This is a genomic window from Halomonas pelophila (genome assembly GCF_040196315.1).
Lineage (GTDB): Bacteria > Pseudomonadota > Gammaproteobacteria > Pseudomonadales > Halomonadaceae > Halomonas > Halomonas pelophila.
The window spans coordinates 294,642-320,159 of the sequence record NZ_JBEGCI010000001.1 but is presented as its reverse complement, the minus strand read 5'-3'; the positions used below and the strand labels follow the sequence as shown (position 1 = coordinate 320,159).

The 25,518-nt window shown below is 68.0% G+C and carries 21 protein-coding genes; 10 read left to right on the top strand and 11 right to left on the bottom strand.

Annotation, left to right across the window (positions count from 1 at the left end; translation table 11 throughout):
* Positions 1–98: 98 nt before the first annotated feature.
* The 10 genes from ABE957_RS01475 to ABE957_RS01430 form a co-directional block, all read right to left on the bottom strand.
* Complete coding sequence (locus tag ABE957_RS01475; RefSeq protein WP_349756883.1) at positions 99–488, bottom strand: putative zinc-binding protein; 390 nt, start codon at positions 486–488, stop codon at positions 99–101.
* Positions 489–516: 28 nt separating this feature from the next.
* Positions 517–1,254, bottom strand: a complete 738-nt coding sequence (locus tag ABE957_RS01470; protein ID WP_349756881.1) for a Crp/Fnr family transcriptional regulator — start codon at positions 1,252–1,254, stop codon at positions 517–519.
* Complete coding sequence (locus ABE957_RS01465) at positions 1,220–2,476, bottom strand: molybdopterin molybdotransferase MoeA (protein WP_349756879.1); 1,257 nt, start codon at positions 2,474–2,476, stop codon at positions 1,220–1,222. The genes ABE957_RS01470 and ABE957_RS01465 overlap by 35 nt, the downstream gene beginning before the upstream one ends.
* Positions 2,473–3,063 (bottom strand): molybdenum cofactor biosynthesis protein B, encoded by a 591-nt coding sequence (moaB, locus tag ABE957_RS01460; protein WP_349756878.1) that lies wholly within the window; start codon positions 3,061–3,063, stop codon positions 2,473–2,475. Before moaB ends, ABE957_RS01465 begins: the two co-directional genes overlap by 4 nt.
* Before the next feature lie 115 nt (positions 3,064–3,178).
* Positions 3,179–4,000, bottom strand: coding sequence for a peptidylprolyl isomerase (locus ABE957_RS01455; protein ID WP_349756877.1), 822 nt, complete (start codon positions 3,998–4,000; stop codon positions 3,179–3,181).
* A 190-nt stretch (positions 4,001–4,190) separates the two neighbouring features.
* On the bottom strand, positions 4,191–4,874 hold the full coding sequence (gene narI, locus ABE957_RS01450; protein WP_349756875.1) for a respiratory nitrate reductase subunit gamma: 684 nt from the start codon (positions 4,872–4,874) through the stop codon (positions 4,191–4,193).
* 12 nt (positions 4,875–4,886) lie between these two features.
* The gene (gene narJ, locus ABE957_RS01445; protein ID WP_349756874.1) at positions 4,887–5,672 is read right to left on the bottom strand and encodes a nitrate reductase molybdenum cofactor assembly chaperone; all 786 of its coding nucleotides are present in this window, start codon (positions 5,670–5,672) and stop codon (positions 4,887–4,889) included.
* Positions 5,665–7,239: a nitrate reductase subunit beta gene (gene narH, locus ABE957_RS01440; RefSeq protein ID WP_349756872.1), complete on the bottom strand. Its 1,575-nt coding sequence runs from the start codon at positions 7,237–7,239 to the stop codon at positions 5,665–5,667. The genes narJ and narH overlap by 8 nt, the downstream gene beginning before the upstream one ends.
* A complete protein-coding gene (locus ABE957_RS01435; protein ID WP_349756871.1) occupies positions 7,236–11,018 on the bottom strand; it encodes a nitrate reductase subunit alpha in 3,783 nt (1,260 codons plus the stop codon). Before ABE957_RS01435 ends, narH begins: the two co-directional genes overlap by 4 nt.
* 204 nt (positions 11,019–11,222) lie before the next feature.
* Positions 11,223–12,557, bottom strand: coding sequence for an MFS transporter (locus ABE957_RS01430; RefSeq protein WP_349756870.1), 1,335 nt, complete (start codon positions 12,555–12,557; stop codon positions 11,223–11,225).
* A 152-nt stretch (positions 12,558–12,709) separates the two neighbouring features.
* On the opposite strand from ABE957_RS01430, the gene ABE957_RS01425 reads away from it, so the two are divergent.
* The 10 genes from ABE957_RS01425 (at position 12,710) to iadA (ending at position 25,242) form a co-directional block, all read left to right on the top strand.
* A complete protein-coding gene (locus tag ABE957_RS01425; protein ID WP_349756869.1) occupies positions 12,710–14,617 on the top strand; it encodes a type IV pili methyl-accepting chemotaxis transducer N-terminal domain-containing protein in 1,908 nt (635 codons plus the stop codon).
* Positions 14,614–15,276 carry a two-component system response regulator NarL gene (narL, locus tag ABE957_RS01420; protein ID WP_349756868.1) on the top strand — a complete coding sequence of 221 codons (663 nt, stop codon included), beginning with the start codon at positions 14,614–14,616 and terminating at the stop codon, positions 15,274–15,276. The genes ABE957_RS01425 and narL overlap by 4 nt, the downstream gene beginning before the upstream one ends.
* A 275-nt stretch (positions 15,277–15,551) precedes the next feature.
* Positions 15,552–17,204 carry an MFS transporter gene (locus ABE957_RS01415; protein ID WP_349756867.1) on the top strand — a complete coding sequence of 551 codons (1,653 nt, stop codon included), beginning with the start codon at positions 15,552–15,554 and terminating at the stop codon, positions 17,202–17,204.
* A 214-nt stretch (positions 17,205–17,418) separates the two neighbouring features.
* Positions 17,419–18,801: an MFS transporter gene (locus ABE957_RS01410; RefSeq protein WP_349756866.1), complete on the top strand. Its 1,383-nt coding sequence runs from the start codon at positions 17,419–17,421 to the stop codon at positions 18,799–18,801.
* Positions 18,802–19,009: 208 nt separating this feature from the next.
* Positions 19,010–19,474, top strand: a complete 465-nt coding sequence (locus ABE957_RS01405) for a DUF4870 family protein (protein WP_349756865.1) — start codon at positions 19,010–19,012, stop codon at positions 19,472–19,474.
* Complete coding sequence (locus ABE957_RS01400) at positions 19,471–20,052, top strand: cytochrome c oxidase subunit 3 family protein (RefSeq protein WP_071943065.1); 582 nt, start codon at positions 19,471–19,473, stop codon at positions 20,050–20,052. The genes ABE957_RS01405 and ABE957_RS01400 overlap by 4 nt, the downstream gene beginning before the upstream one ends.
* A 2-nt stretch (positions 20,053–20,054) precedes the next feature.
* Positions 20,055–20,348: a hypothetical protein gene (locus ABE957_RS01395; RefSeq protein ID WP_349756864.1), complete on the top strand. Its 294-nt coding sequence runs from the start codon at positions 20,055–20,057 to the stop codon at positions 20,346–20,348.
* 156 nt (positions 20,349–20,504) lie between these two features.
* Entirely contained in the window at positions 20,505–21,434 is a 930-nt protein-coding gene (locus tag ABE957_RS01390; RefSeq protein ID WP_349756863.1) for a cyanophycinase, read from the top strand.
* Positions 21,431–24,067 carry a cyanophycin synthetase gene (gene cphA / locus ABE957_RS01385; RefSeq protein WP_349756862.1) on the top strand — a complete coding sequence of 879 codons (2,637 nt, stop codon included), beginning with the start codon at positions 21,431–21,433 and terminating at the stop codon, positions 24,065–24,067. The genes ABE957_RS01390 and cphA overlap by 4 nt, the downstream gene beginning before the upstream one ends.
* On the top strand, positions 24,064–25,242 hold the full coding sequence (iadA, locus tag ABE957_RS01380) for a beta-aspartyl-peptidase (RefSeq protein ID WP_349756861.1): 1,179 nt from the start codon (positions 24,064–24,066) through the stop codon (positions 25,240–25,242). The genes cphA and iadA overlap by 4 nt, the downstream gene beginning before the upstream one ends.
* A 27-nt stretch (positions 25,243–25,269) precedes the next feature.
* Here iadA and ABE957_RS01375 read toward each other — a convergent pair whose 3' ends face one another.
* The gene (locus ABE957_RS01375; protein WP_349756860.1) at positions 25,270–25,491 is read right to left on the bottom strand and encodes a hypothetical protein; all 222 of its coding nucleotides are present in this window, start codon (positions 25,489–25,491) and stop codon (positions 25,270–25,272) included.
* Positions 25,492–25,518 lie beyond the last annotated feature (27 nt).

The window sequence follows — 25,518 nt, the reverse complement described above, 5'->3', positions numbered from 1 at the left end:
CACTATAGCGAAGCTCACCCGGCTTCGCCGCCCGGCGCGAGAGCGCTTTGCTAGCGACGCCCACCGCCCTGCACGCAGGGCGCCCACGCCCCCCCGGTTCAGGCCTCGGCCGTCATCGGCAGCCGGGCAATCAGCTCCCCCACCTGCGCGGTGACCGCGGCGATGGTCGCCTCGTCGTAGCGCCGCCCCTTGCGCTTCTTCAGGCCCTGCTCGTAGAGCCGCACGTGCTCGGTGGGCGCCACGTCGGCGTTGGCCAGGCAGTGCTCGGCGCAGTGCATCTGGCAGCCGTCGATGGCCACGATGGGTCGGCCCGAACGAGCGGTGCGCACCAGGCCCGGCACGCCGCCGCCGACGCCGGCGATGCAGGACATCTCCGCCTCGCGTTCGTGATCCAGGCGCAGGGCGACCTCGTTGGCGAGCTGAGCCACGTCGGAGCAGCCCGAGCAGGCGTAGATCAGGGGACGGGATCGGTTGGTGATTCGGGACATGCAGCCTCCCAGGGTGTCGGCGTAAGGGTCAGTCGTCGTCCAGCATGAAGTCGCGCAGCGCGTGCTCGTCGAGCACGACCAGGCGCTGGCGATCGATGCTGATCACGCCCTCCTCGCGCAGTCTGGCCAGCAGGCGCGAGAGGGTCTCCGGGGTCATGGCGAGCTGCGCGGCCAGCCAGCGCTTGGGGATGGTCAGACGCACCACCTGCTGCCCCCGGTGATGGCCGACGGGCAGCTGGCGGAGGATATAGCTGACCAGTCGCGACATGGCGTCGGCCTGGGTGAGCAGGGCCAGGTCCTCGAGGCGATCGGTGAGCTCCAGGGCCAGTCGACTCATGAACTCCGCCCGGCACTCGGGATGGCGATCCAGGATCTCGCGACAACGCGCGGCGGGGATCACCAGCACCTGGGTACGCCGCAACGCCTCGGCGCAGTAGAGGTAGATCCCAGGCCCCGAGACCATGCTCAGCTCGCCCAGGGTGCCGCCGCGCTCGACGCAGCGGATGGTCGCCAACCGCCCGTCACGGCCGCTGCGCACCAGGCGCACCAGCCCGTTGATCACGATGTAGACCCGCCTGGCCGGGGCGTCCTGGCGAAACAGCCACTCGCGGCTCCCCAGGGTTCGCACCCCGGCATCCTTCATCAGGACCTCGAGGGCCTCGTCGTCGAGGCAGCCGAGCCACGGCACCCCGCGCACCAGCTCGCGGAGGTGGCGCGGCCGCAACAGCAGGTCAGTCGAGGAACTGGGCTCCGGGACAGTATCCATAGGCATGGCCCTCCTCCACGGGAGTATCGGCATCGATGATCAGGTAGCCGTGGGACTGGCTGGCGGCGCCGAGCATGTGCGACCCCTGGCCGCCGGCCAGCCGCGCCACGGGGGCGCCGGCGCTCCAGTCCAGCACCACCCGCAGCAGCTCGCGTCGGCCGTGAGGGGCGCGGCGCGAGAAGCCGGCGGCGACCGGGAAGCGCTGTAGCGGCGCGGGGGCACGCCCCTGGCGCCCGTGTACGAAGGGCAGCGCCAGCAGCTGCCAGCCGACCAGCGAGGCCACCGGATTGCCGGGCAGGCCGATCAGCGGCGTCCCGGCCTTCAGCGAGGCGCCGAGCCAGCCCAGCGCCAGGGGCTTGCCGGGCTTCATGGCCACGCCGTGGAAGTCGAGCCCGCCGAGCCGCTCCAGCACCGGGCGCACGTGATCCTCCTCGCCCACCGAGACGCCGCCGGTGCAGAGCACCAGGTCGGCGTGGTCGCGGGCCTCGGCGAGCACGGCGGCCAGCGCCTCGGGGGTATCGAGCACCGGGCCCAGGTCGAGCACCTCGCAGCCCTGGTCGGCCAGCAGGGTGCGCAGCATCGGGCCGCTGCTGTCGTAGACAGCGCCCGGCCGCCAGGCCTGGCCGGGGGCGATCAGCTCGTCGCCGGTGGTGACCAGCGCCACCCGCAGGCGCCGCTGCACCGTGACGCTGGCGATGCCTTGGCCCGCCAGCAGGGCGATGGCGGCGGCGTTGAGCCGCTTGCCCGCCTCCAGCAGCGTCGCGCCGGCGCGGCTCTCCTCGCCGCGGCGGCGGATATTGGCACCCGCGGTTATCTCGCCCGCGACGTGCACACGCCCCGCGGCGTCCAGGCTCACCCGCTCCTGGGGCACCACGGCATCGGCCCCCAGCGGCACCGGGGCGCCGGTGAAGATGCGCGCGCAGCCCCCCTCGGGCAGGCGCGTCACGCCGGCGCCGGCCGGGATGCGCAGCCGCACCGGCAGGCCCTCGGGGGTGCCGGCCAGCGTATCGAGGCGCAGGGCGAAGCCGTCCATGGCACTGTTGTCGACGCCGGGCATGTCGAGGGTCGAGCGCGCCGGCTCGGCCAGCACCCGCCCGGCGGCCGCCTCCAGCGCCACGCGCTCGAGGCCGGCGATCGGCCGGGCGGCCTTGATCATCCGCGCCCGGGCCTCGAACAGGTCGAGCAGGCCGGGGGTAACGACGTCCGCGCAGCCGCAGTTCATGCCGTTGCTCCCGACGCCGCATCCGCAGACTGGTCGGAGGTCGCCTGGCGAGAGGCACAGGGCGCGACCTGGGGGCGCACCATGGCGACGAAGTTACAGGGCCGGGTGCGAGCATCGAGCTGCTCGACCAGGATGTCGTCCCAGGCGGTGGCGCAGGCCTTCGGTGAGCCGGGCATGGCGAACACCAGGGTGCGGTCGATCAGCCCGGCCACGGCGCGGGACTGGATGGTCGAGGTGCCGATGGTGGCCAGCGAACGCTGGCGGAACAGCTCGCCGTAGCCGTCGATGGCCTTGTCGAACAGCGGCGCCAGGGCCTCCGGGGTGGTGTCGCGCGGCGTGAAGCCGGTGCCGCCATTGACCAGGATGGCCTGGATGTCGTCGCGCACCACCCAGGCCGAGACCACGGCGCGCAGGCGGTAGACGTCGTCGGGCACGATCTGGCGCTCCGCCAGGCGGTGGCCGGCGGCGCTAAGGCGCTCGGCGAGCAGGTCGCCGCTGCCGTCTTCCGCGAAGCCGCGGGTATCGGAGACGGTGAGCACGGCGATGCCCAGCGGCACGAAGGGCGTATTGGCAGAAACATGGGACATGGGGATCCTCCTTGCCATGCATGGTGCGGCGGCGCCGACACGAGGGGAATGACGCGCATCAAGAAAGCGCGAGATCCCGCCACGCCTCGGCTGGCGGGCTCTCGCGCGTCCGGCGTCACTGCATCAGGGCGCTGCCGCCGTCGTCATCGAGGGAGAGACCCTCGACGCCGATCTCGGCCTCCAGCGCCAGCAGGTAGTGGCGCAGGGCGCGGCGCGTGGCCTGCTCGCGCAGGCTGTGGCGGACCCGCTCGGCCACCTGCTCGAAGGGCAGTTCGCGACCCTCCTGACGCTCGTCGATGCTGACCAGGTGCCAGCCGTAGCGCGAGGCCAGCGGCCGCTGGTGGAGCCCCACGGGCAGGTGTTGCAGCGCCCGGTCGAGCTCGGCGACGGTCTGGCCGGGCGCGAGCCAGCCCAGCTCCCCGCCCGCTTCCTTCGACGGGCAGGCGGAGTGGCGCTGGGCGAGCTCGGTGAAGCGCTCGGGCGTCGCCTCGAGTTCGCGGATCAGCTTCTCGCCCTGGCGATAGCCGGCGTCGCGCGCCGGGGCGTCGTCCGGGGCCGCGGCCAGCAGCACGTGGCGCACCCTGAGGCGCGTCGGCTCGCTGAAGCGTTCGGGGTGGGCGGCGTGGAAGCGCCGGCAGTCGGCCTCGTTGGGCTCGGGCACGTCCAGCTCCCGCTCGAGCAGCGCGGCGATGGCGTCATCGGCCTCATCGATCGCCTCGGAGGCGGCCTCGGCCAGGCCCAGGGCATTCGCCCGCTGGCGCAGCAGCTCGCGCACCACCAGGGCGCGGGCCGCCTGGAGCTGGGCGGTGCCGGCGCTGTCGGCCGGGTGGTACTGCATCTCCTCGGCGATGGCGGCCTCGGCGATGGTGGCCTCGCCGACCCGAATGGGCGGGGGGCTGGCGCCCCCGGGAATCATCTCGATATCGATCTTTTGCATGACTGGATCCTTGGTGCTCTTCTCAACCTGTCGGGTAAGGGGGCTTTCCGGTGGCAGGCCCCGGGGCGCCGGACCGACGAGGAGGCGCTATGAACCCGTCCCTGGGCGCTACCGACGTCATCCCTGCCGTCGGACCTCCTCTTCGCCCTGCCCCCGGCGCCCCTGCCGGGAGTGGGGGCAAGCTCTTGGCTCAGCCCCGCTTGCGGACCAGCTGGTAGCGGCGAGTCACGTAGCCGAAGGGCACGCTCCACACATGCACCAGGCGCGAGAACGGGAACAGCAGGATGATGGTCAGGCCGATGAAGACATGGATCTTGTAGATCCAGGAGACCTCGGCCATGTAGTCGGCCGCCCCGCCGCTGAAGAACACGATGGACTGCGCCCAGCCCGCCAGGGTCAGCATCACCTCGCCGTCCAGGTGCCCCAGCGAGAAGAACACGCTGATCACGCCCAGGCCTGCCTGGAAGACGATCAGCCCGAGGATGACGTTATCCATCATGCTCGACGATGCCTTGACCCGCGGGTTGGTCAGGCGACGGTAGAGCAGCATGGCGCCACCGGCCAGGCACAGCACCCCGGCGATGCCGCCGATGACGATCGCCAGCACCTGCTTGGTCCCGGCGCTCAGGAAGGGCGCATAGACCCAGTGCGGTGTCAGCATGCCGAACAGGTGGCCGAAGAAGATCACCAGGATGCCGATATGGAAGAGGTTGCTGGCCAGGCGCATGTTCTTCGACGAGAGCATCTGGCTGGAGCCGGTCTTCCAGGTGTACTGGCCGTGGTCGAAGCGCAGCAGGCTGCCGACCAGAAACACCGTGCCGGCCAGATAGGGGTAGTAGCCATAGATGAGGTGTTGCAGGTATTCGCCAAACATGACGGTTCTCCTTTAGCGAACGGCCGGGCCGCGTTCGGTCGGGCCGCTGCCGGGCATGATTTTGACGGGGTCGCTTGGCACGGCCTTCTTGCGCTCGGCGAGTCGGCGACCTTCGGCGGACTGCAGCGCGCAGTCCTCGTCGGAGGCGGCGCTGAAGCGCACCGCTTCCTCTTCCCAGACCTCGTCCAGCGCCTCGGGGGTGTCGTCGGGCGCCTCCTCCTTGACGCTTTCGCGGTGGGCAGCGACGTCTCCCTCGGCACCGATCAGCGCCAGCAGCGCCAGTGGCACCAGGGCATGGTCGGCCTCGCGCTCTTCGAGGCGCGCACTGAGCAACGCCAGGATGTGACGGATCTCGCCCAGCCAGCGACCGATATCGGCCTCCGGGCGGGTCGAGAGGTACTCCAGGAACATCGGCAGGTAGTCGGGCAGTTCACGCGCATCGAGCTCGAAACCGGCGGCGCGGTACTCGGCCATCAGGTCGACCATCGCCTGGCCACGATCACGGGACTCGCCGTGAACGTGCTCGAAGAGCAGCAACGAGGTGCTGCGACCCTTGTCGAACAGGGCCACATACTCGGACTGCAGTTCCAGCAGGTCGGCCTCCAGCAGGCGCTGGCACCAGTCCATCAGGCGAGCGCGCAGCGATGCCGGAAGCCGGCGCTCGGCGTTGATGATCTCGATCAGCTCCGGCGCGGCGGCCTGGAGTTCCGCGGAGGGGTAGTCGAGCAGTCGGGCCAGCACACGCAGACTCAGCATGTCAGGCTCCGCCACCGGGGTTTGGATGGCTGCCTCAGCCATGACGCACCTCCTCGCTCTGTCGCTTGCCCTGTGCCTGGGGGTCGAAGGTCTCCACCGGCTGAACAAGGGTGGTGGTCTGTGAACGGCCATTGAACAGACTCGGCTTGCTCTCGCCGTGACAGCCGTCGCCGAAGGTGAAGCCACAGCCGCCACGCTCCGGGAAGGCCTCGGTGGCCATTTCGCGATGGCTCGTCGGGATCACGAAGCGATCCTCATAGTTGGCGATGGCCAGATACCGGTACATGTCCTCCACCTGGGCCTCGCTGAGGCCCACGCTCTCCAGCACCTCGGTCTCGGCCTTGCCTTCGACGTGCTTGCCGCGCATGTAGAGGCGCATGGCCATCAGACGCTTGAGTGCCAGTACCACGGGCTCTTCCTCGCCGGCGGTCAGCATGTTGGCCAGGTACTTGACCGGAATGCGCAGCGACTCGATCTTGGGCATCACGCCGTCGAACTCGACGTTGCCGGCCTCGGCGGCCGACTGGATCGGCGACAGCGGCGGCACGTACCAGACCATCGGCAGGGTGCGATATTCCGGGTGCAGCGGCAGTGCCAGGCCCCAGTCCATGGCCAGCTTGTAGACCGGCGAGGCCTGGGCGGCAGCGATCACGTTGTCGGTGATGCCGTCCTGCTTGGCCTGGGCGATCACCTCGGGGTCGTTAGGATCGAGGAAGATCTCGCGCTGGCGGTGATAGAGGTCACGCTCGTCCGGGGAGCTCGCCACCTCCTCGATGCGATCGGCGTCATAGAGCAGCACGCCGAGGTAGCGGATGCGCCCCACGCAGGTCTCGGAGCAGACCGTCGGCTGGCCGGCCTCGATGCGCGGATAGCAGAAGATGCACTTCTCGGACTTACCGGTCTTCCAGTTGTAGTAGATCTTCTTGTAGGGGCAGCCGGAGATGCACATCCGCCAGCCGCGGCACTTGTCCTGGTCGATCAGGACGATGCCATCCTCCTCGCGCTTGTAGATCGCGCCACTCGGGCACGACGCCACGCAGGTCGGGTTGAGGCAGTGCTCGCACAGCCGCGGCAGGTACATCATGAAGGTGTTCTCGAACTGGCCGTAGATATCGGCCTGGATCTTCTCGAAGTTCGAGTCCTTGCGCCGCTTGGCGAACTCGGTGCCGAGGATCTCCTCCCAGTTCGGGCCCCACTCGATCTTGTTCATGCGCTCGCCGGAGATCAGCGAACGCGGCCGCGCGGTGGGCTGATGCTCGCCCTGCTTGGCGGTGTGCAGGTGCTGGTAGTCGAAGGTGAACGGCTCGTAGTAGTCGTCGATCTCCGGCAGATCGGGGTTGGCGAAGATGTTCGCCAGCACTCGCCACTTGCCGCCGATGCGCGGCTCGATCTTGCCATCTTTACGGCGCAACCAGCCGCCCTTCCACTTCTTCTGGTTCTCCCACTCCTTGGGATAACCGATACCGGGCTTGGTCTCGACGTTATTGAACCAGGCGTACTCGATGCCTTCACGACTGGTCCAGACGTTCTTGCAGGTCACCGAGCAGGTGTGACAGCCGATGCACTTGTCGAGATTGAGGACCATGCCTACTTGCGAACGAATCTTCATTTGACGGCCTCCTGCACGGTGTCATTGCCTTCGCCATCCAGCCAGTCGATGTTCTTCATCTTGCGAATCAGGACGAACTCGTCGCGGTTGGAGCCGACGGTGCCGTAGTAGTTGAAGCTGTAGGAGAGCTGCGCGTAGCCGCCGATCATGTGCGTCGGCTTGGGGCAGATGCGGGTGACCGAGTTATGGAACCCGCCACGCGTACCGCTGACCTCGGAGCCGGGGATATTGGTGATTCGCTCCTGGGCGTGATACATCATCACCATGCCGTTCTTGACCCGCTGGCTGACCACCGCACGGGCGGTAATCGCACCATTGGCGTTGTAGAGCTCGATCCAGTCGTTGTCTTCAATGCCGATCGACTGCGCATCGTCCTCCGACAGCCAGGCAATGGGGCCGCCGCGTGACAATGTCAGCATCAGCAGGTTTTCACTGTAGGTGGAGTGGATCCCCCACTTCTGGTGCGGCGTGATGAAGTTCAGCGCCTTGGTCTTGTAGCCATTGTCGGCCGGAAGCGTGAAGCCCTGCGCCGCCTTGGTATTGATGGGGGGCCGATAGGCCAGCAGGCTCTCGCCGAAGGCGCGCATCCAGGGGTGATCCTGGTAGAACTGCTGGCGGCCGCTGACGGTGCGCCAGGGGATCAGCTCGTGGACGTTGGTATAGCCGGCGTTGTAGGAGACGTGCTCATCCTCGAGGCCGGACCAGGTCGGGCTGGAGATGATCTTGCGCGGCTGGGCAACGATGTCGCGGAAACGGATTTTCTCCTCTTCCTTGGGATGCGCCAGGTGGGTGTGATCCCGCCCGGTGATCTTGGAAAGCGCGTCCCAGGCCTTCACCGCCACCTGGCCGTTGGTCTCCGGCGCCAGGGTCAGGATCATCTCGGCGGCGTCCACGGCACTCTCGATCTGCGGACGCCCCTTGTGCGGCCCGTCCAGCTTGCGGTGGTTGAGCTTGCCGAGCAGTTCGACCTCGGACTCGGTGTTCCAGTTGATGCCCTTGCCGCCGTTGCCGATGCTCTGGAGCAGCGGGCCCACGGAGGTGAAGCGCTCATAGGTCTCGGGGTAGTTGCGCTTGACCTCGATCAGTGCCGGCATGGTCTTGCCCGGGATCGGCTCGCACTCGCCCTTCTTCCAGTCCTTGACCTCGACCTGGGAAAGCTCCGCCGGGGAGTCGTGCTGGTGCGGCAGGGTGACCAGGTCGGTCTCCTCGCCCAGGTGCCCCACGCAGGCCTTGGAGAAGGCCTTGGCAATGCCCTTGTAGATGTCCCAGTCGCTGCGTGACTCCCACGCCGGGTCGGTCGCCGCGGTCAGCGGGTGGATGAAGGGGTGCATGTCGGACGTGTTGAGGTCGTTCTTCTCGTACCAGGTCGCCGTGGGAAACACGATGTCCGAGTAGAGGCAGGTGGTGGACATGCGGAAGTCCAGGGTCACCAGCAGGTCGAGCTTGCCCTCGGGCGCCTCGTCGTGCCACTTGACCTCTTCGGGTATGGTGCCGCCTTCCTCACCCAGGTCCTTGCCCTGGATACCGTGACGAGTGCCCAACAGGTACTTGAGCATGTACTCGTGTCCCTTGCCGGAGCTGCCCAGCAGGTTGGAGCGCCAGATGAACATGTTGCGCGGGAAGTTCTGGGGATTGTCCGGGTCCTCGGCGGCGAAGGCCAGCTCGCCCTTCTTGAGCTGCTCGACGGCGTAGTCCTTGGTGGACATTCCGGCGGCCTCGGCCGCCGCGGCCAGGCGCAGCGGGTTGGTGCCCAGCTGAGGCGCGGAGGGCAGCCAGCCCATACGCTCGGAGCGCACGTTGAAATCGATCAGGCTACCCGGATAGTCCTCGGCCTTGGCCAGCGGCGAGAGGATCTCCTTGATCTCGAGCTTCTCGTAGCGCCACTGGGAGGAGTGGTTGTAGAAGAAGGAGGTGGAGTTCATGTGGCGCGGCGGACGCTGCCAGTCCAGCCCGAAGGCCAGCGGGGTCCAGCCGGTCTGCGGGCGCAGCTTCTCCTGACCCACATAGTGGGCCCAGCCGCCGCCGCTCTGACCGATGCAGCCGCACATGACCAGCATGTTGATCAGGCCGCGGTAGTTCATGTCCATGTGGTACCAGTGGTTCATGCCGGCACCGACGATGATCATGCTGCGCCCTTGGGTCTTGTCGGCGTTGTCGGCGAACTCACGGGCGATGCGCGCACACTGATCCGCCGGCACCCCGGTGATCTTCTCCTGCCAGGCCGGGGTGTAGGGGCGGACCTGATCGTAGGACGTGGCACCGTCATCTTCGCTATCGCCGCTGAAGCCGCGGTCGATGCCGTAGTTCGCGCACATCAGGTCGAACACGGTGACCGCCAGCATCTCGCTGCCGTCGGCCTTCTTCATTTTCTTGACGGGCAGGTTGTGGAACAGCAGGTCATCCGCCGCCCCCGCGCCTTCGCCTTTCACATGGTCGAAGTGCTCGTGCTCGATGCCACCGAAGTAGGGGAAGGCGACCCTGGCCACGCCGTCGTGGTGCTCGGCGAGGCTCAGCAGCGGCTTGATCTCGGTGCCTTCGGCGTCCAGCGGCTCGAGGTTCCACTTGCCGACCTCGTCGCCGGTCTCGCCCCAGCGGAAGCCGATGGAGCCGCGCGGCACCACCAGCTGGTCACGGGTCTCGTCCCAGGCGACGGTCTTCCACTCCGGGTTGTTCTCCTGACCCAGGCTGGCATCGAAATCGCTGGCACGCAGCTGACGTCCCGGCGCGTAGCTGCCGTCCTCGCGAGCCTCGAGCTCGACCAGGAACGGCATGTCGGAGTAGCGGCGCACGTAGTCGGTGAAGTAGGCGCTGGGCTTGTCGAGGTGGAACTCCTTGAGGATGACGTGGCCCATGGCCATCGCCAGGGCGGCATCGGTGCCCTGCTTGGCAGAGAGCCACTCGTCGGTGAGCTTGGAGACCTCGGCGTAGTCCGGGGTGATCGAGACGGTCTTGGTGCCCTTGTAACGCACCTCGGTAAAGAAGTGAGCATCCGGGGTGCGGGTCTGCGGAACGTTGGAGCCCCAGGCGATGATATAGCCGGAGTTGTACCAGTCGGCGGACTCGGGCACGTCGGTCTGCTCGCCCCAGGTCATCGGCGATGCCGGCGGCAGGTCGCAATAGAAGTCGTAGAAGCTCATGCAGACGCCGCCGATCAATGACAGGTAGCGACTACCGGCGGCATAGCTGACCATGGACATGGCGGGAATCGGCGAGAAGCCGATGATGCGGTCCGGGCCGAACTGCTTGGCGGTGTAGACGTTGGAGGCCGCGACCAGCTCGTTGAGCTCGTCCCAGTTGCCGCGCACGAAGCCCCCCATGCCGCGGGCACGCTTGTACTGCTTGGCCTTGTCAGGGTCCTCGACGATGGAGGCCCAGGCATCGACCGGATCACCCTTCGCCTCGAGGGCCTCGCGCCACAGCTTGAGCAGCGGTTTCCTGATCAGCGGGTACTTGAGACGGTTGGCGCTGTACATGTACCAGGAGTAGCTGGCACCGCGCGGGCAGCCACGAGGTTCATGGTTGGGCAGGTCGGGCCGGGTACGCGGATAGTCGGTCTGCTGGGTCTCCCAGGTGACCAGGCCGTTCTTGACGTAGATCTTCCAGCTGCACGACCCGGTGCAGTTCACCCCGTGGGTGGAGCGCACGACCTTGTCGTGCTGCCAGCGCTGACGGTAGCCGTCCTCCCACTCGCGAGACTCCTGACGGAGTTCGCCATGCTCGTTGGCGAAGGGCTCGCGGGCCTTGCGGAAGAAGTTCAGCCGATCGATGAAGTGACTCATGGTCGCTCTCCAGGCTCCTCGAAAAGATGCGTGACCGCACCGGGTCACCCGTCCTGCACCGCCGCCTTGCATCGCTCGCGGCCAGGGTCGTTGAAGCCGATTCTGGGTGATCCCCACGCCGATTACTGCCCGGTTACCTCCATATACATGACCCCTACCCCCAAGGGGATAGGCGGCGCCGAGGGAGGGGTTAGGCCGGTGGTGTCACTCCGGCCGAGGGCGGTATCGCGCATGGTCGGCGAGCATCACCAGCATGCAGACGACCAGGGCGGCGTAGAGGAACATGAAGCCGGCGGTGGAGAGCCCCAGCCACTCGCTGCCCAGCACGAAGATCGGCGGCAGCAGGGCGGCGAAGAGCCCACCCAATGTCAGCGAAAGCCCCCCCACCAGCGCCATGTCACCGCCATGGTCGCGGTGGATCAGGCGCATCAGGCTGCCCTGCCCGACTCCCATGGCTACCCCCATGGGCACCAGCAGGCCGAGAAAGCCCCACAGCGGCGCCGCGTAGTGCCAGCTCAGCGGGCCGTGGGTGCCCTCGATGCGGAGTTCGAAGGGCGGATAGGAGAGCAGGAAGAGGCAGACCAGCACGAAGGCGCAGATCCACCAGCGCAGGCTGCGAAAGTCCCGGCGATCGGCCAACCAGCCGCCGAGCACCTGGCCCGCCCCGACGGCCAGGGTGAAGGGGATCGCGCGCAGCGCAGCGCCCTGCAGCGAGAGCTCGAAGCGCGCCGCCAGGTGGCCGGGCAGCCACAGCGCCAGGGCCAGGAAGGCGCCGAAGAAGAAGGCATAGGGGAGTGCCAGGCGCCACGGCGACCAGTCTGCGAGCCGCCGGGCGAGATGAGCGATGCGCGCCCGCCACGAGGGACGAGGCGGGGGCGCCTCCTCATCGCCCATGGGGTCGCTCACGAGCGGGAGAGGATCGCGGTCTTCGGCGAAGAGCCACAGCAGCCCGGCGACCAGCAGCACCGGCAGCAGGTAGAGCAGCGGCGCCGTGCGCCAGCCGTAGGCCTGGCTGATCAGCGGCAGCAGCAGGTAGCCGAGCCCCGCCCCGACCATGCCGGCCGCATAGAGCCCGAGCGCCAGGCCGGCATGCCGGGCCGGCCCCAGCTCCGCCACGTAGACCAGGCCGGCGGCCAGCGACCCGGCCCCCAGCCCCAGGCCGAGGCCCGCCAGCAGGAACTCTACATAGTGCTGGGCGTGGCTGATCCACCACAGGAAGGGGCAGATCAGCAGCAGGCAGCCGAGCATGACGCGGCGCCCGCCGTGACGTCGGGCCAGCCTCGCCATGGGCAGGCTCGCCAGGGCGCCGGCGAGCATCGGCGTGGAGAGCAGCACGGCGAAGGCGACCCCGCCCAGGGCCAGGTCGCGGCGCAGCTCCACGCCGAGCACGGCGAACAGCGTCCAGCAGGCGAAGACCAGGGCGAAGGCCAGCGGCGAGAGCGCGACTACCACCAGCGCGCGGTAGCCCGGCGGCGCCTCGACCCCGCCGCGCGGCGAGGCGCGAGTGGCGCGCGAGGATGACGGGGGATCGCAGGACATGGGCCGAGGCTCGAGAGGGGTTACCCGAAAGTCTCGGGAGCCGGGGGAAGGACGTCAAAGAGGCAGTCGGGGTACGCCTTTGAGGGAGCGGCGCCTACCTACTAGGGTATAGTGTCATTCGACACCCCTCGTTCGTCCGGCTGGAGACCTCGATGAAGCTGCTGCAGCGCTCCCTGGTGGCTCGCATCAGCGCCTCGCTGCTGGCGATCAGCGCCATGGCGCTGATCAGCATCGTGGTGACCATGATGGTGGCCAACGGCAGCCGCGGCGACGCCGCCGCCATCAATGTGGCCGGCTCGCTGCGCATGAACACCTACCAGATCGTCGCGGCCCTGCAGCGCTACCAAAGCGAGCCTGCGCCTGTGCATCGCGAGCGGGTCCAGGCGCTGAGCGAGCGCTTCCACGAACGGCTGGCGAGCCCCCGACTGACCGCGGCGCTGCCCGTGGCCGATGACCATCCCCTGCGCGAGCAGTACCGGCTGCTGCAGACGCGCTGGGAAGATTCCCTCGCGCCCCAGGTGATCCGCGCCATCGCCGGCGGCGGGCTGGAGGTCGAGGCCCTGCGCCAGACCCTCGACGGCCTGGTAGGCGACATCGACCAGATGGTCACCCGTCTCGAGGAGAACAGCGAGGCCAAGATCCGCCTGCTCAGCGCCCTGCAGATCCTCTTCCTGTTGCTGACCGCGGTGGTGGTGGCGATCGCCCTCTACGACATCCGCCACAACCTGGTGGGCCCGCTGCACCAGCTGGTGGTGCTGGCCCGGGAGGCCGGACGCCGCAACTTCAGCCATCGCACCCGGCTCTCGGGCAGTGACGAGCTGGCGCTGCTCGGCAACACCCTGAACACCATGGCCGCGGAGCTCGGCGAAAGCTATGCGGAGCTCGAGGCACGGGTGTCGCGCAAGAAGCAGGAGCTGGCTCGCAGCAACGAGGCCATGCAGATCCTTCACGACGGCAGCCGCGCGCTCTACGGCGGGGGCAACGATCTCTGCGCCAGCGCCGCCCCCATGCTGCGCCGCCTCGAGGCGCTGCTCGGCATCGGCCCCATCGGCCTGTCGCTGCACGACCCCTACGACCAGCGTGAGGTGTCGATACTGGCCACCCACTCGCCCAGCCGGCCGACCTACTGCCGCAACCACGATTGCCACGCCTGCCTGATCGACCCCCAGCCCCTGGAGCTCTCCGAGGACGAGGAGTCGGAGTGCCTGATGCTGCCGGTAAGCGTCGGCGAGACCCTGCTCGGCACCCTGGAGGTCTGGTACCCCACCGCACAGCCGCTCAGCGCCAGCACCCGCCGGCTGCTCTTCACCCTCTCCGACCAGCTGGCCACGGCGGTCTTCCTGCAGCGGCGCATCGAGGAGGAGCAGCAGGTGACGCTGATGAACGAGCGCACCATCATCGCCCGCGAGCTCCACGACTCCCTGGCCCAATCGCTCTCCTACCTGAAGATGCAGGTGGCGCGCCTGGAGCGCATGCAGGTCAAGGAGATGCCGCGGGAGACCCAGGCGCCGGTGTTCGACGAGCTGCGCACCGGGCTCGACAGCGCCTATCGCCAGCTGCGCGAGCTGCTCACCACCTTCCGGCTGCGCCTCGACGGCCCGGGGCTCTCGAGCGCCCTGCGCCAGACCACCGAGGAGTTCGGCGAGCGCCTGGGCTTCCCGGTGGAGCTCTACGTCGACGTGCCGCCGCACCTGCTCAACCCCAACGAGGAGATCCACGTGCTGCAGGTGGTGCGCGAGGCGCTGGCCAATGTGCACAAGCACGCCCGGGCCCACTGGGCGGCGGTCACGGTGCGCTTCGCCGAGGCCCGCCTCGAGGTGATGATCGAGGACGACGGCATCGGCCTCGAGACCCAGGACTCGCCGCCCATGCACTACGGCCTGGTAATCATGCGCGACCGGGCCGATACCCTGGGCGGCGACTTCCAGGTGCGCAACCGCGACGCCGGCGGCACCCTCGTGGCCATCGTTTTCACCCCGCAGACGGCCCGGCTGATCGCCCAGCAGCCCGCCGAGCCGCCCGTCAAACTTCAACCCGTGAACAGGGACCCTGCCGGATGACCCGAAACGCCCATGACCCCGCCACCCTCCTGATCATCGACGACCACCCGCTGCTGCGCCGCGGGGTGACCCAGCTGCTCGAGCTGGAGGACGACCTGGCGCTCGCCGGCGAGACCGGCGAGCCGGAGGAGGGCGTCCGCCTGGTCGGCGAGCTGGACCCGGACCTGGTGCTGCTGGACCTCAACATGCCGGGGATGGACGGCCTCGAGACCCTCAAGCGGCTGCGCCAGGACGGCTTCGCCGGGCGCATCGTGATGTTCACCGTCTCCGACCACGAGGAGGACGTGGTCGCCGCCCTGCGCGCCGGCGCCGACGGCTACCTGCTCAAGGACATGGACCCGGATGACATGATCCGCCAGCTGCGCCAGGCGGCGCTGGGCCGCATGGTGATCAGCGAGCGCCTCACCGCCCTGCTGGCCGAGGCGCTGCGCAGCCAGCGCAGCCAGCCGGCCACCCCGGATATCCACAGCCTGACCCAGCGCGAGCGGGAGATCCTGCGCGAGCTGGCCGCGGGCCTCTCCAACAAGCTGATCGCCCGCCAGCTCGACATCACCGAGGGCACGGTGAAGGTCCACGTCAAGCACCTGCTCAAGAAGCTCAACCTGCGCTCCCGAGTGGAGGCCGCGGTGTGGGCCGTGCAGGAGGGTGTGGACAAGTAGTCCGGCGAGGTTCCGTGTGGATACCTCCAAATAGCCCCGTCGCCCGTCCCCGGCCCGTCGCCGCCCGGGGCGCGACGCTAAGTCGCTGATATGGCAGGAAAGCACCCGCCTCCCCCTCTACCCCTCAAGGGGTATCTCGCTGTTTTAGCGGCCTTTTTGGGCCGTTTCGCCCTCCCTCTCCCGGGCGTATCTTGCGTGGCAAAGCCCCTGGCTTGATGCCGGTCAACCGCCATCGCGCGAGGGGTGCCATCGAGAGACCGCGAGGGGGAACCACCATGACCAGAGAGAGTGCCGACTCCACCCGCTGGGAGGACAAGGGACAGCCGCTCCCGCCCAGCGGCCGGCGCAACGCCGATATCGAACACTGGGACGTCGAGGACGAGACGTTCTGGAAGACCCAGGGGCGCAAGATCGCCAGCCGCAACCTCTGGATCTCCATCCCGAGCCTGCTGATGGGCTTCGCCGTCTGGCTGATGTGGGGCATGATCACCACCCAGATGCGCAACCTCGGCTTCCCGTTCACGGTGGATCAGCTGTTCACCCTGACCGCCATTGCCGGCCTCGCCGGCGCCACCCTGCGCATCCCGGCGTCGTTCATGATCCGCATCGCCGGCGGGCGCAACACCATCTTCCTGACCACCGCCCTGCTGATGATTCCCGCCCTGGGCACCGGCATCGCCTTGATGAACCCGGGCACGCCCTTCTGGATCTTCCAGGCCCTGGCGCTGCTCTCGGGCATCGGCGGCGGCAACTTCGCCAACTCGATGAGCAACATCTCGAGCTTCTTTCCCAAGAAGCAGCAGGGCTATGCCCTTGGCATGAACGCCGGCCTCGGCAACTTCGGCGTCACCACCATGCAGATCCTGATCCCGCTGGTGATGACCGTCGGCCTCTTCGGCGCGCTGGGCGGCGAGCCGATGGAGTTGCAGAAGGCCAGCGGTACGCTGATCGGCCGCATCGAGGCGGGCACCGACACCTGGATCCAGAACGCCGGTTTCATCTGGCTGGTCTTCCTGATCCCGCTGGCCTTCGCCGGCTGGTTCGGCATGAACAACATCCGCGCCATCACGCCCAACCCCGGCTCTCCCGTGCAGGCCTTCGGCAAGATCCTGGGCCTCTACGGCGTGGGCCTGATCACCTCGATCATCGGCGTCGTCGCCCTGGGCTGGCTGAACATGTGGATCGCCCTGCCGCTGACCATCGCCCTGACCCTGGGCCTGCTGCGCCTGATTCCCGGTGACATCAAGCCAAACATCCAGAAGCAGTTCGCGATCTTCTCCAACAAGCACACCTGGGCGATGACGGTGCTCTACATCGCCACCTTCGGCTCCTTCATCGGCTTCTCCGCCGCCCTGCCGCTCTCCATCAGCGTGATCTTCGGCAACATGATGGAGGTGGCCGCCGACGGCACCATCACCCGGGTGGCCAATCCCGACGCCCCCAGCGCCCTGACCTGGGCCTGGATGGGGCCCTTCGTCGGCGCGCTGATTCGTCCGGTGGGCGGCTGGATCTCCGACAAGGTGGGCGGCGCCATCGTCACCCAGGCGATCTCCGTGGTGATGGTCCTGGCCTCCGCGGCGGTGGGCTACGTGATGATGCTGGCCTACAACGCCACCGACCCCAACCAGTACTTCTGGATGTTCCTTGTGCTCTTCATCGTGCTGTTCGCCGCCAGTGGCATCGGTAACGGCTCCACCTTCCGCAGCATCGGCTTCATCTTCGACCTGCAGCAGAAGGGCCCGGTGCTGGGCTGGACCTCCGCCGTGGCCGCCTACGGCGCCTTCATCGCCCCGCGGGTGATGGGCGAGCAGATCAAGGCCGGCACCCCGGAGATGGCGATGTACGGCTTCGCGGTCTTCTACGCCCTCTGCCTGGTCGTCAACTGGTGGTTCTACCTGCGCCCCGGCGCCTACGTGAAGAATCCCTGAGTCGCACAGCAACTAGGGCCCAGGCCATCCCACAAAGCCAATGCGAGGGACGCCGAGGCGTCCCGACTAACGGCGACAGCTCTGTACCTCCAAAGAGATAGGCCTGGAATATCAAGGAGTAGCGGGGCGGCAGACTTGATGCACGTCAATATCGTCCGCCCCCTGCCTGCCAGTCTGGAAAGCGACCATTCATGCACGCCGAAGGAGGCACGACATGAAACACCTCGAGGGGGTGACCCGGCCCCAACAGATCCGGGCGCTGTCACTCAGCACCCTGGCGTTCACCACCTGCTTCGCGGTGTGGACGATCTTTTCCATCATCGGCATCAAGATCAAGCAGGACCTCGGCCTCAACGAGACCCAGTTCGGCATCCTGGTGGCCACCCCGATCCTGACCGGCTCGATCAGCCGCATCTTCCTCGGCATCTGGACCGAGCAGTTCGGCGGCCGGCGCGTCTTCAGCCTGCTGATGCTGGTCACTGCGGCCTGCGTCTTCCTGCTCTCCTATGTCGAGTCCTACGCGATGTTCCTGGTCGCGGCGCTCGGCGTCGGCCTGGCCGGCGGCTCGTTCATCGTCGGCATCGCCTACACCTCCTACTGGTTCGAGAAGGAGCGCCAGGGCACGGCGCTGGGCATCTTCGGCGCCGGCAACGCGGGGGCGGCGGTGACCAACTTCGCCGCGCCCTTCCTGCTGCTGGCGCTGGGCTGGGAACAGACCGCGGTGATCTACGCCATCGTGCTGACCGTGGTGGCCGTGGGCTTCTGGGTGTTCTCCAAGGAGGATCCGCTGACTCTCTCCCGGCGCGGCCAGGGCGGCAAGGCCACCTCCGCCCGGGAACAGCTGGCGCCGCTCAAGCACCTGCAGGTGTGGCGCTTCGCGCTCTACTACTTCTTCGTCTTCGGCGCCTTCGTCGCCCTGGCCTCCTACCTGCCGCGCTACTACGTGGGGGCCTACGACGTCAGCATCGCCGTGGCCGGCTCACTGGCCGCCCTCTACACCCTGCCGGCCAGCGTCTTCCGGGCGCTCGGCGGCTGGATGTCCGACCGCTACGGCGCGCGCTCCATCATGTATCTGACCTTCATCGCCTCACTGGTCTGCCTGTTCCTGCTCGCCTATCCCGAGACCCACTACGTGGTGGAGGGCAAGGAGGGCCAGATCGCCTTCTCGCTCGCCATGCCGCTGTGGGGCGTGGTGGTGCTGACCGTGCTGCTGGGCTTCTTCATGTCGCTGGGCAAGGCCGCGGTCTACAAGCACATCCCGGTCTACTATCCAGAGAACGTCGGCTCGGTGGGCGGCCTGGTCGGCATGATCGGCGGCCTGGGGGGCTTCTTCCTGCCCATCCTGTTCGGCGTCGTGCTCGACCTCACCGGGGTCTGGACCAGCTCCTACATGGTGCTCTTCGTGCTGGTGGCCGTGTCGCTGATCTGGATGCACGGCGCGATCCGGCGCATGGAGCGCAGCCGGGTGCCGGAACTCGGCGAGGAGCGCTATCGCTACCTGCCGGAGCTCCAGGAGCCGTCAGCCCGCTATGCCGCAGGCAAAGCAGCCGCCGGCGACGACGCACCGTCACGTCCGGGTCAGCAGGCCGAGGCCTGATCCGCCCTGCCACTCACGCCACTCACACCACTTAAGGAACGCCACCTCAGGAATGCCGCCCACGGGCGGCATTCGCATTTACGGGCGCGGACTTGATCCAGGCCAGGGAAGGCCGCCGCGCTCCGCGCTATAGTGGCATGTGAAATACATCAATAGGCCGGCCCTCGATGCGGACCCCGGCCGACCGCCGGATGCGAGGTGCTCCCCGATGTCCCTACCCCAGTCCCACACCCAGTGTCACTCCCCGGCCCACGACGGCGACCTCGACTCGGACAAGGCCGCCCGCGGCCGCGGCGCCGCCATTGTCGTCTACATGCTGTTCCTGGGCAGCGTGCTGGCCGTGGTCACCGCGCCCATCGGCGTGCTGATCGCCCACCTCAAGCGGCGCAACGCCGCGCCCTGGGTGCAGAGTCACCTGCAGTTCCAGATCCGCACCTTCTGGCTGGGCATGCTGGGCGGGGGGCTCTTCGTGGCCGCCTGGCAGCTGCTGGGGCTGGTCGGCGCCCCCGCGGTGGCGCCCTGGGCGCTGGGCTACGTCTACTTCACCGCCTGCCTGATCTGGATGGTGGCCCGCTGCGGCGTGGGCATCAGCCGGCTGACCTCCAACGAGCCGGTGCGCGACCCGACGAGCCTGGCCTTCGGCGGCGCCCGGGTCACCCTGGCGGACGAATGAGCGAGCGCACCCTGACACGCGAGCTGCCCAACCCCGGCTGGGGACCGCTCTCGGCGCTGCCCGGCAACCCGCTGATGTGGGTGCTGATCTTGAGCGAGATGCTGGTCTTCAGTGCCTTCTTCGCGCTCTACGCCGCGGAGCGTGTCGGCGCGACGGCGCTGTTCGACGCCTCCCAGCGCGAGCTCGACCCCCTGGTCGGCGGGCTCAACACTCTGGTGCTGCTGACCAGCGGGCTCTGTGTGGCCCTGGCCGTGGAGGCGGTGAGCGCCGCGCGGCTCCGCCGTGCCCGCCAATGGCTGGGGGCCTCCATGGCGCTGGGCGTGCTGTTCGGCGTCATCAAGGGGATCGAGTATGCCGGCAAGTTCGCAGCCGGCATCACCCCGGAAACCAACGCCTTCTTCGGTTTCTACTACGGGCTCACCGCCTTCCACTTCGCCCACGTGCTGTTCGGCCTGGCGCTGTTGGCCCTGGTGACCTGGCGCACCTCCACCGAGAACGTGGAGACCGCCGCGGCCTTCTGGCACATGGTCGACCTGATCTGGATCCTGCTCTACCCGCTGCTCTATCTATTGAGGTGACCATGACCGCCCTGCCCGGTACCCGCCGCCTGCTCGCGACCTGGGCCACGCTGATGGCCCTGACGCTGCTCTCGATGGTCTCGGCCCGGCTGGCGCCGGACGACGCTCAGTCGCTGCCGCTGTGGTCGGCGGGCCTGGTGATCGCCGCCACCGGCTTCAAGGCGCAGCGGCTGCTGATGGTCTATCTCAACCTGCGCGCGGCTACGCCGGCCTGGAAGGGCACCTTCGTGGGCCTGGTGCTGCTGACGCTGGCACTGATCGCCGGCGGCGTCCTGGCGGCGCGGCTGACGGGATGACGCCGCCTCCCGCCACCAGGCCCCTGCCATGGACCGAACGCGCGAGCCTCCCTGGCGTCTCCCTGGCGCCTCCTGTCAAGCCGCGGTATCGAGTCGCCTGTTGCCGTTACCCTCGGGTCCGCGAGAACGTGCCCCGCGCGGGGATGCCTGTTATAAGTGAAAGTGCAGGCGGCAAGTGACTCACGCGAACGTGGCTTCTGCGTTGGCTCAAAAGCGTCGCTCGGCGACGAAAGGATTATGACCTCGCCACCCTTCTCGGCATCCGGCCCTCTCGTGGCCATCGGCGGTGCCGAGGACAGGAAATCCGACCTGGAGATCCTCAAACGGGTCTTTGCCCTGGCCCCCGAGGGTAACCTCGAGGTTGCGGTCATCGCCACCGCGAGCAGCATCCCCGACGAAGTGCTTCCCGACTACGAAGCGGCCTTTGAACGCCTGGGGGCCAGCCACGTCCATTTGTTGGGTATCCGCGACCGCCGTCAGGCGGCCGAGAATGAAACCGTTCGCCTGATCGAGCAAAGCGGCGTCATCTTCTTCACCGGCGGAGACCAGCTTCGCCTGACCCATATCCTGGGTGGCTCCCCGGTGCTGACGGCCATCCGCAAACGCCTCGACAGCGGCGCAGTGGTGGCCGGGACCAGTGCCGGTGCGGCGGCCATGCCGGGCACCATGATCTATAACGGTGCTGCCACCGACGCCCTGCGCAAGGGCGCCGTCAACATGACCTTCGGCCTGGGGGTGGTCGATGGCCTGATCATCGACAGCCACTTCCTCGAGCGGGGGCGCTTCACCCGCCTGATGGAGGTCGGGGCGAGCAACCCCGAGCATCTGGGGGTAGGCCTTGGCGAGGATGCCGGCGTGATCATCCACCCCCACGGCATCCTCGAGGCCATCGGCCCGGGACACGTCATCCTCATCGACAGCCGGGACCTGGCGAGCTCGAATATCGCCGACCTCTCCATGGGCGAACCGGTGGCCATCGAGAACATGATCCTCCATGCGATGGTCAGCGGCCATGGGTTCGACGTCGCGGCGCGGCGCTATCTCGTCCCCCACGAACTCGGCGCCATGCTCGCGGAGGGACGATGAACATTCTCGAGCACCGGGCCCTGCGTGGCCCGAACTACTTCAGCCGCTACCCGACGATCTTCATGCGCCTGGACATCGGCGGCCTCGAGGAGAAGCCAAGCGATCTCGTCCCCGGCATCGTCGAGCGGATGACCGCCCTGCTGCCGACCCTGCAGGAGCACCGCTGCTCGGTGGGCCGGCCCGGCGGCTTCCTGGAGCGGCTGGAGCGTGGCACCTGGGCCGGCCATGTCGTCGAACATGTGGCGATCGAGCTGCAGAACCTGATCGGCTTTTCGGTGGGCTACGGCAAGACCATCGACAGCTATGACACCGGCATCTACAACGTGGTCTACCGCTACCGGGACGAGGCCTGCGGCCTGGCCGCAGGGATCGAGGCCGTCGACCTCGTCGAGCGACTGTTCGCCGGCGAGGCGATCGACATGCCGGCGATCATCGACCGTCTCAAGCAGGTGCGCGACGCCCACATGTTGGGGCCCTCCACGGCCGCCATCGTCGACGCCGCCAACCGGCGGGGCATTCCCCATGCCCGCTTGAGCGAGGAGAACAGCTACATCCAGTTCGGCCATGGCCATCGACAGCAGCGCATCCAGGCGACGGTGACCGGCCGTACGGACCTGATCGGCTTCGGCATCGCCGACGACAAGGAGTGGACCAAGCAGGTGCTCGGCGATGCCGGCATTCCGGTCCCCCAGGGGCGGGTGTGCGGCTCCTTCGATGAGGCGCTCGACGCCGTCCGTGACATCGGCTATCCCGTCGCGGTGAAGCCGGTCATCGGCAACCATGGCCGCGGCGTGAGCACCAACATCGAGGACGACACGTCGCTGCGTGATGCCTTCGACATCGCCGCTCATCGCAACCCCTCGGTGATCGTCGAGCAGTACATCCGGGGCGAGGACCATCGCCTGCTGGTCATCGACAACAGGCTCGTGGCCGCGGCCCGGCGCCGCCCGGCACATGTGGTCGGCGATGGCGTCGCCACCCTGCAGGCCCTGGTCGACGAGGAGAACCGGGACCCGCGTCGCGGCATCGGTCACGAGAACCTGCTGACCCAGATCGCGCTCGACGAGCAGTCGCTGCGGCTGATCGGCCAGCAGAATCTGACCCTGCAGAGCGTCATCCCGGCCGGCGAGAGGGTCTTCCTCAAGCCCACGGCCAACCTCAGCACCGGGGGGACGGCCACGGACGTGACCGACGATGTCCATCCGGAAGTGCGTTACGTGGCGGAGCGCATCGCACGGCTGGTGGGACTGGACATCATCGGCATCGACCTGCTGGCCGAGACCCTCACCCGCCCCCTGGAGGAGCAGTCCGCTGCCGTGGTCGAGGTCAACGCCGGGCCCGGCTTTCGCATGCACCTGTCGCCCACCCACGGGGAGGGCCGCGATGTGGGTCGCCCGGTGATCGACATGCTGTTCCCCGACACCGAGGCCACGGGGCGCATCCCCGTTGCGGCGGTCACCGGCACCAACGGCAAGACCACCACCGTGCGACTGCTCTCCCACCTGCTGCGCCAGTCGGGACGCAATGTCGGCATGGCCTGCACCGGCGCCATCGAGGTCGACAACCATGTGATCCTGCGCGGTGACTACAGCGGCCCCCAGGCGGCCGCGATCGTGCTGCGCGAACCCACGGTCGAGTGCGCCGTGCTCGAGGTCGCCCGCGGCGGCATCATGCGCCGCGGCCTGGGGTTCGACGAGTGCGACGTGGGCGTATTGCTCAACATCGCCAGCGATCACCTGGGTGAGCATGATATCCACACCCTCGACGAGCTGGCGCGCTGCAAGACCGTGGTGATCGATGCCGTCACCCAAGGTGGGACGGCCGTGCTCAATGCCGACGACCCGCGGGTGCTGGCGGGCCAGGAGTGGGTCCGGGGCGATATCATCTTCTTTACGCTGGACCCCGACTCACGTCCCGTCCGTCGACATGTCCGCGACCAGGGTGTCGCCTTTACCGTCCACAACGAACGCATCGTGATGCGCCAGGGCCATGTCGAAGCCGAGGTGATACCGGTGGTGGACGTGCCGATCACCTTCGAGGGTCACGCCCGCTTCAATGTCGCCAATGCCCTGGCCGCCAGCGCCGCAGGCTATGCCCTGGGGCTCTCCATCGCCGATATCCAGATGGGCCTGCAGACCTTCCACCCCACCCCGGGACAGAATCCCGGACGCACCAACCTCATCGACGCCAACGGCATGAAGGTGCTGATCGACTACGGGCACAACGTGCCGGCGCTCGAGGCCTTGAGCGAACTGGTCGGCTGCATTTCGGCCCGGCGACGCATCAGTGTGGCCAGTGCGCCGGGGAATCGCCGCGACGAGGACCTGTTCACGCTGGGCATCCTGCTCGCCCGGATGCACGACGTCGTCTTCATCTACGAGACCGACGCCCGCGGACGGCCCCCCGGTGAGGCCGCTCGCCTGCTGCGCAACGGTGCCGAATCAGTTCCGGGTGCCTGCCGAGTCGAGGTCATCATGGAAGAGCATCAGGCCGTCGACCGGGCCTTCGATGAGGCAGGCGAAGGCGACCTTCTGGTGCTGTTGATCGATGATGTCGAGGGCGCCATCGAGCGCCTGAAAGGTCGCCGTTTCTCGCCGCCGGCGGGGACTGACCCAGCTGATGAGTCGCCATGATGCCCATCGATGATCGGCCCCCTTCCCTGCTGACCCTGCTGCGCGTCGGCCGCATCTTCGCGCCACAACCGCTCGAGGCCACCGACATCCTGATCGCCGACGGCCGGATCGCGGCCCTGGGGCGGGATATCGAGGTCCCGCGGGGCTGGCCGGTGCGGGTCGTGGAGGCGCGTGACCTGACTGCCGTTCCCGCCTTCATCGACCAGCACGTACATGTGACCGGCGGCGGTGGCGAGGGAGGCTGCGGCACCCGCTGCCCGGAGATCACGGCCCATGAGATTGCGTCCATGGGCATCGGCACCGTGGTGGGGGTGCTGGGCACCGACGGCATCAGCCGTTCCCCTGCAGACCTGCTGGCCAAGGTGCGAGGACTCCGCGACGAGGGCATTTCGGCCTATATGTACACGGGGTCGTATCGCGTGCCGCCGCCGACCCTCACCGGCGACGTGCAGCGTGACCTGGCCTGGATCCCCGAGGTCATCGGCCTGGGCGAGTTGGCCATCTCGGACCATCGCTCGAGCCAGCCGCGCCAGGACGAGATCGCGCGGCTGGTCAGCGAGGCACGCGTCGGTGCCATGCTGGCCGGCAAGCGTGGCATCTGTCACTTCCACCTCGGTGATGGCAAGCGGGGACTGGAGCCGCTTCGCCGCCTGCTCACCGAGACCGAGATACCGCCCGAGCAGGTGATCCCCACCCACGTGAATCGCCACCGCGCCCTGCTCGAGGAGGCCGCCGACTATGCGCTGACCTTCGACGCCAACGTGGATGTGACCGCCTTCGATGACGCCGACGAGGATGACCTGAGCGGCTTCGGTGCGGTGTCACTACTGCTTCAGCGCGGCGTGCCGGTCACCCGTATCACCATGAGTTCCGACTGCAACGGCAGCCTGCCCGAGTTCGACGCTCGGGGCGCCTATATCGGCATGCGGGTGGCGGGCAACAGCACCCTGATGGCGGACTGGCAGCGCCTGGTGCGCGAGGAGGTGCTGCCGCTGGAGCAGGCCCTGGGCCTGATCTCGGGCCATGTGGCCCGGGTGCTGGGGCTCGATGACCAGAAAGGCCGCCTGGCCGTAGGTTTCGACGCCGACGTGACCCTGCTCGACGACGACCTCCAGCCGCAACAGACCATCGTGGCAGGGAAGCGACTCTATGCCAGGGACGGCTCGCCGACGTAGAGCCTGGACGCTAGTGCCGAGGACGCCTCAGTCTCGAGATCCCTCATGACCCGGTGGCGGCGTTGTCCGTGCCCAGCCTTCCAGAGCGCGGCCCAGGCGCATCAGGCCGTAGACCACGAAAGGGGTCACCAGCATCAAGCCAATGCCCCAGTCGCGATTGTTGATCAGCCACACCAGCGGTAGCACCAGCGCCACGGCGGCCAAGCACCAGGCCGCCGCGGCCAGCACGAATCGAGAACGGGGGGACATGGCACTCCTCCTTGCGTTGGGCCTCGC

Coding starts and splice junctions, on each gene's coding strand:
- ABE957_RS01475 (WP_349756883.1), bottom strand. CDS start 488: ATGTCCCGAATCACCAACCGATCCCGTCCCCTGATCTACGCCTGCTCG.
- ABE957_RS01470 (WP_349756881.1), bottom strand. CDS start 1,254: ATGGATACTGTCCCGGAGCCCAGTTCCTCGACTGACCTGCTGTTGCGG.
- ABE957_RS01465 (WP_349756879.1), bottom strand. CDS start 2,476: ATGAACTGCGGCTGCGCGGACGTCGTTACCCCCGGCCTGCTCGACCTG.
- moaB (WP_349756878.1), bottom strand. CDS start 3,063: ATGTCCCATGTTTCTGCCAATACGCCCTTCGTGCCGCTGGGCATCGCC.
- ABE957_RS01455 (WP_349756877.1), bottom strand. CDS start 4,000: ATGCAAAAGATCGATATCGAGATGATTCCCGGGGGCGCCAGCCCCCCG.
- narI (WP_349756875.1), bottom strand. CDS start 4,874: ATGTTTGGCGAATACCTGCAACACCTCATCTATGGCTACTACCCCTAT.
- narJ (WP_349756874.1), bottom strand. CDS start 5,672: ATGGCTGAGGCAGCCATCCAAACCCCGGTGGCGGAGCCTGACATGCTG.
- narH (WP_349756872.1), bottom strand. CDS start 7,239: ATGAAGATTCGTTCGCAAGTAGGCATGGTCCTCAATCTCGACAAGTGC.
- ABE957_RS01435 (WP_349756871.1), bottom strand. CDS start 11,018: ATGAGTCACTTCATCGATCGGCTGAACTTCTTCCGCAAGGCCCGCGAG.
- ABE957_RS01430 (WP_349756870.1), bottom strand. CDS start 12,557: ATGTCCTGCGATCCCCCGTCATCCTCGCGCGCCACTCGCGCCTCGCCG.
- ABE957_RS01425 (WP_349756869.1), top strand. CDS start 12,710: ATGAAGCTGCTGCAGCGCTCCCTGGTGGCTCGCATCAGCGCCTCGCTG.
- narL (WP_349756868.1), top strand. CDS start 14,614: ATGACCCGAAACGCCCATGACCCCGCCACCCTCCTGATCATCGACGAC.
- ABE957_RS01415 (WP_349756867.1), top strand. CDS start 15,552: ATGACCAGAGAGAGTGCCGACTCCACCCGCTGGGAGGACAAGGGACAG.
- ABE957_RS01410 (WP_349756866.1), top strand. CDS start 17,419: ATGAAACACCTCGAGGGGGTGACCCGGCCCCAACAGATCCGGGCGCTG.
- ABE957_RS01405 (WP_349756865.1), top strand. CDS start 19,010: ATGTCCCTACCCCAGTCCCACACCCAGTGTCACTCCCCGGCCCACGAC.
- ABE957_RS01400 (WP_071943065.1), top strand. CDS start 19,471: ATGAGCGAGCGCACCCTGACACGCGAGCTGCCCAACCCCGGCTGGGGA.
- ABE957_RS01395 (WP_349756864.1), top strand. CDS start 20,055: ATGACCGCCCTGCCCGGTACCCGCCGCCTGCTCGCGACCTGGGCCACG.
- cphA (WP_349756862.1), top strand. CDS start 21,431: ATGAACATTCTCGAGCACCGGGCCCTGCGTGGCCCGAACTACTTCAGC.
- iadA (WP_349756861.1), top strand. CDS start 24,064: ATGATGCCCATCGATGATCGGCCCCCTTCCCTGCTGACCCTGCTGCGC.
- ABE957_RS01375 (WP_349756860.1), bottom strand. CDS start 25,491: ATGTCCCCCCGTTCTCGATTCGTGCTGGCCGCGGCGGCCTGGTGCTTG.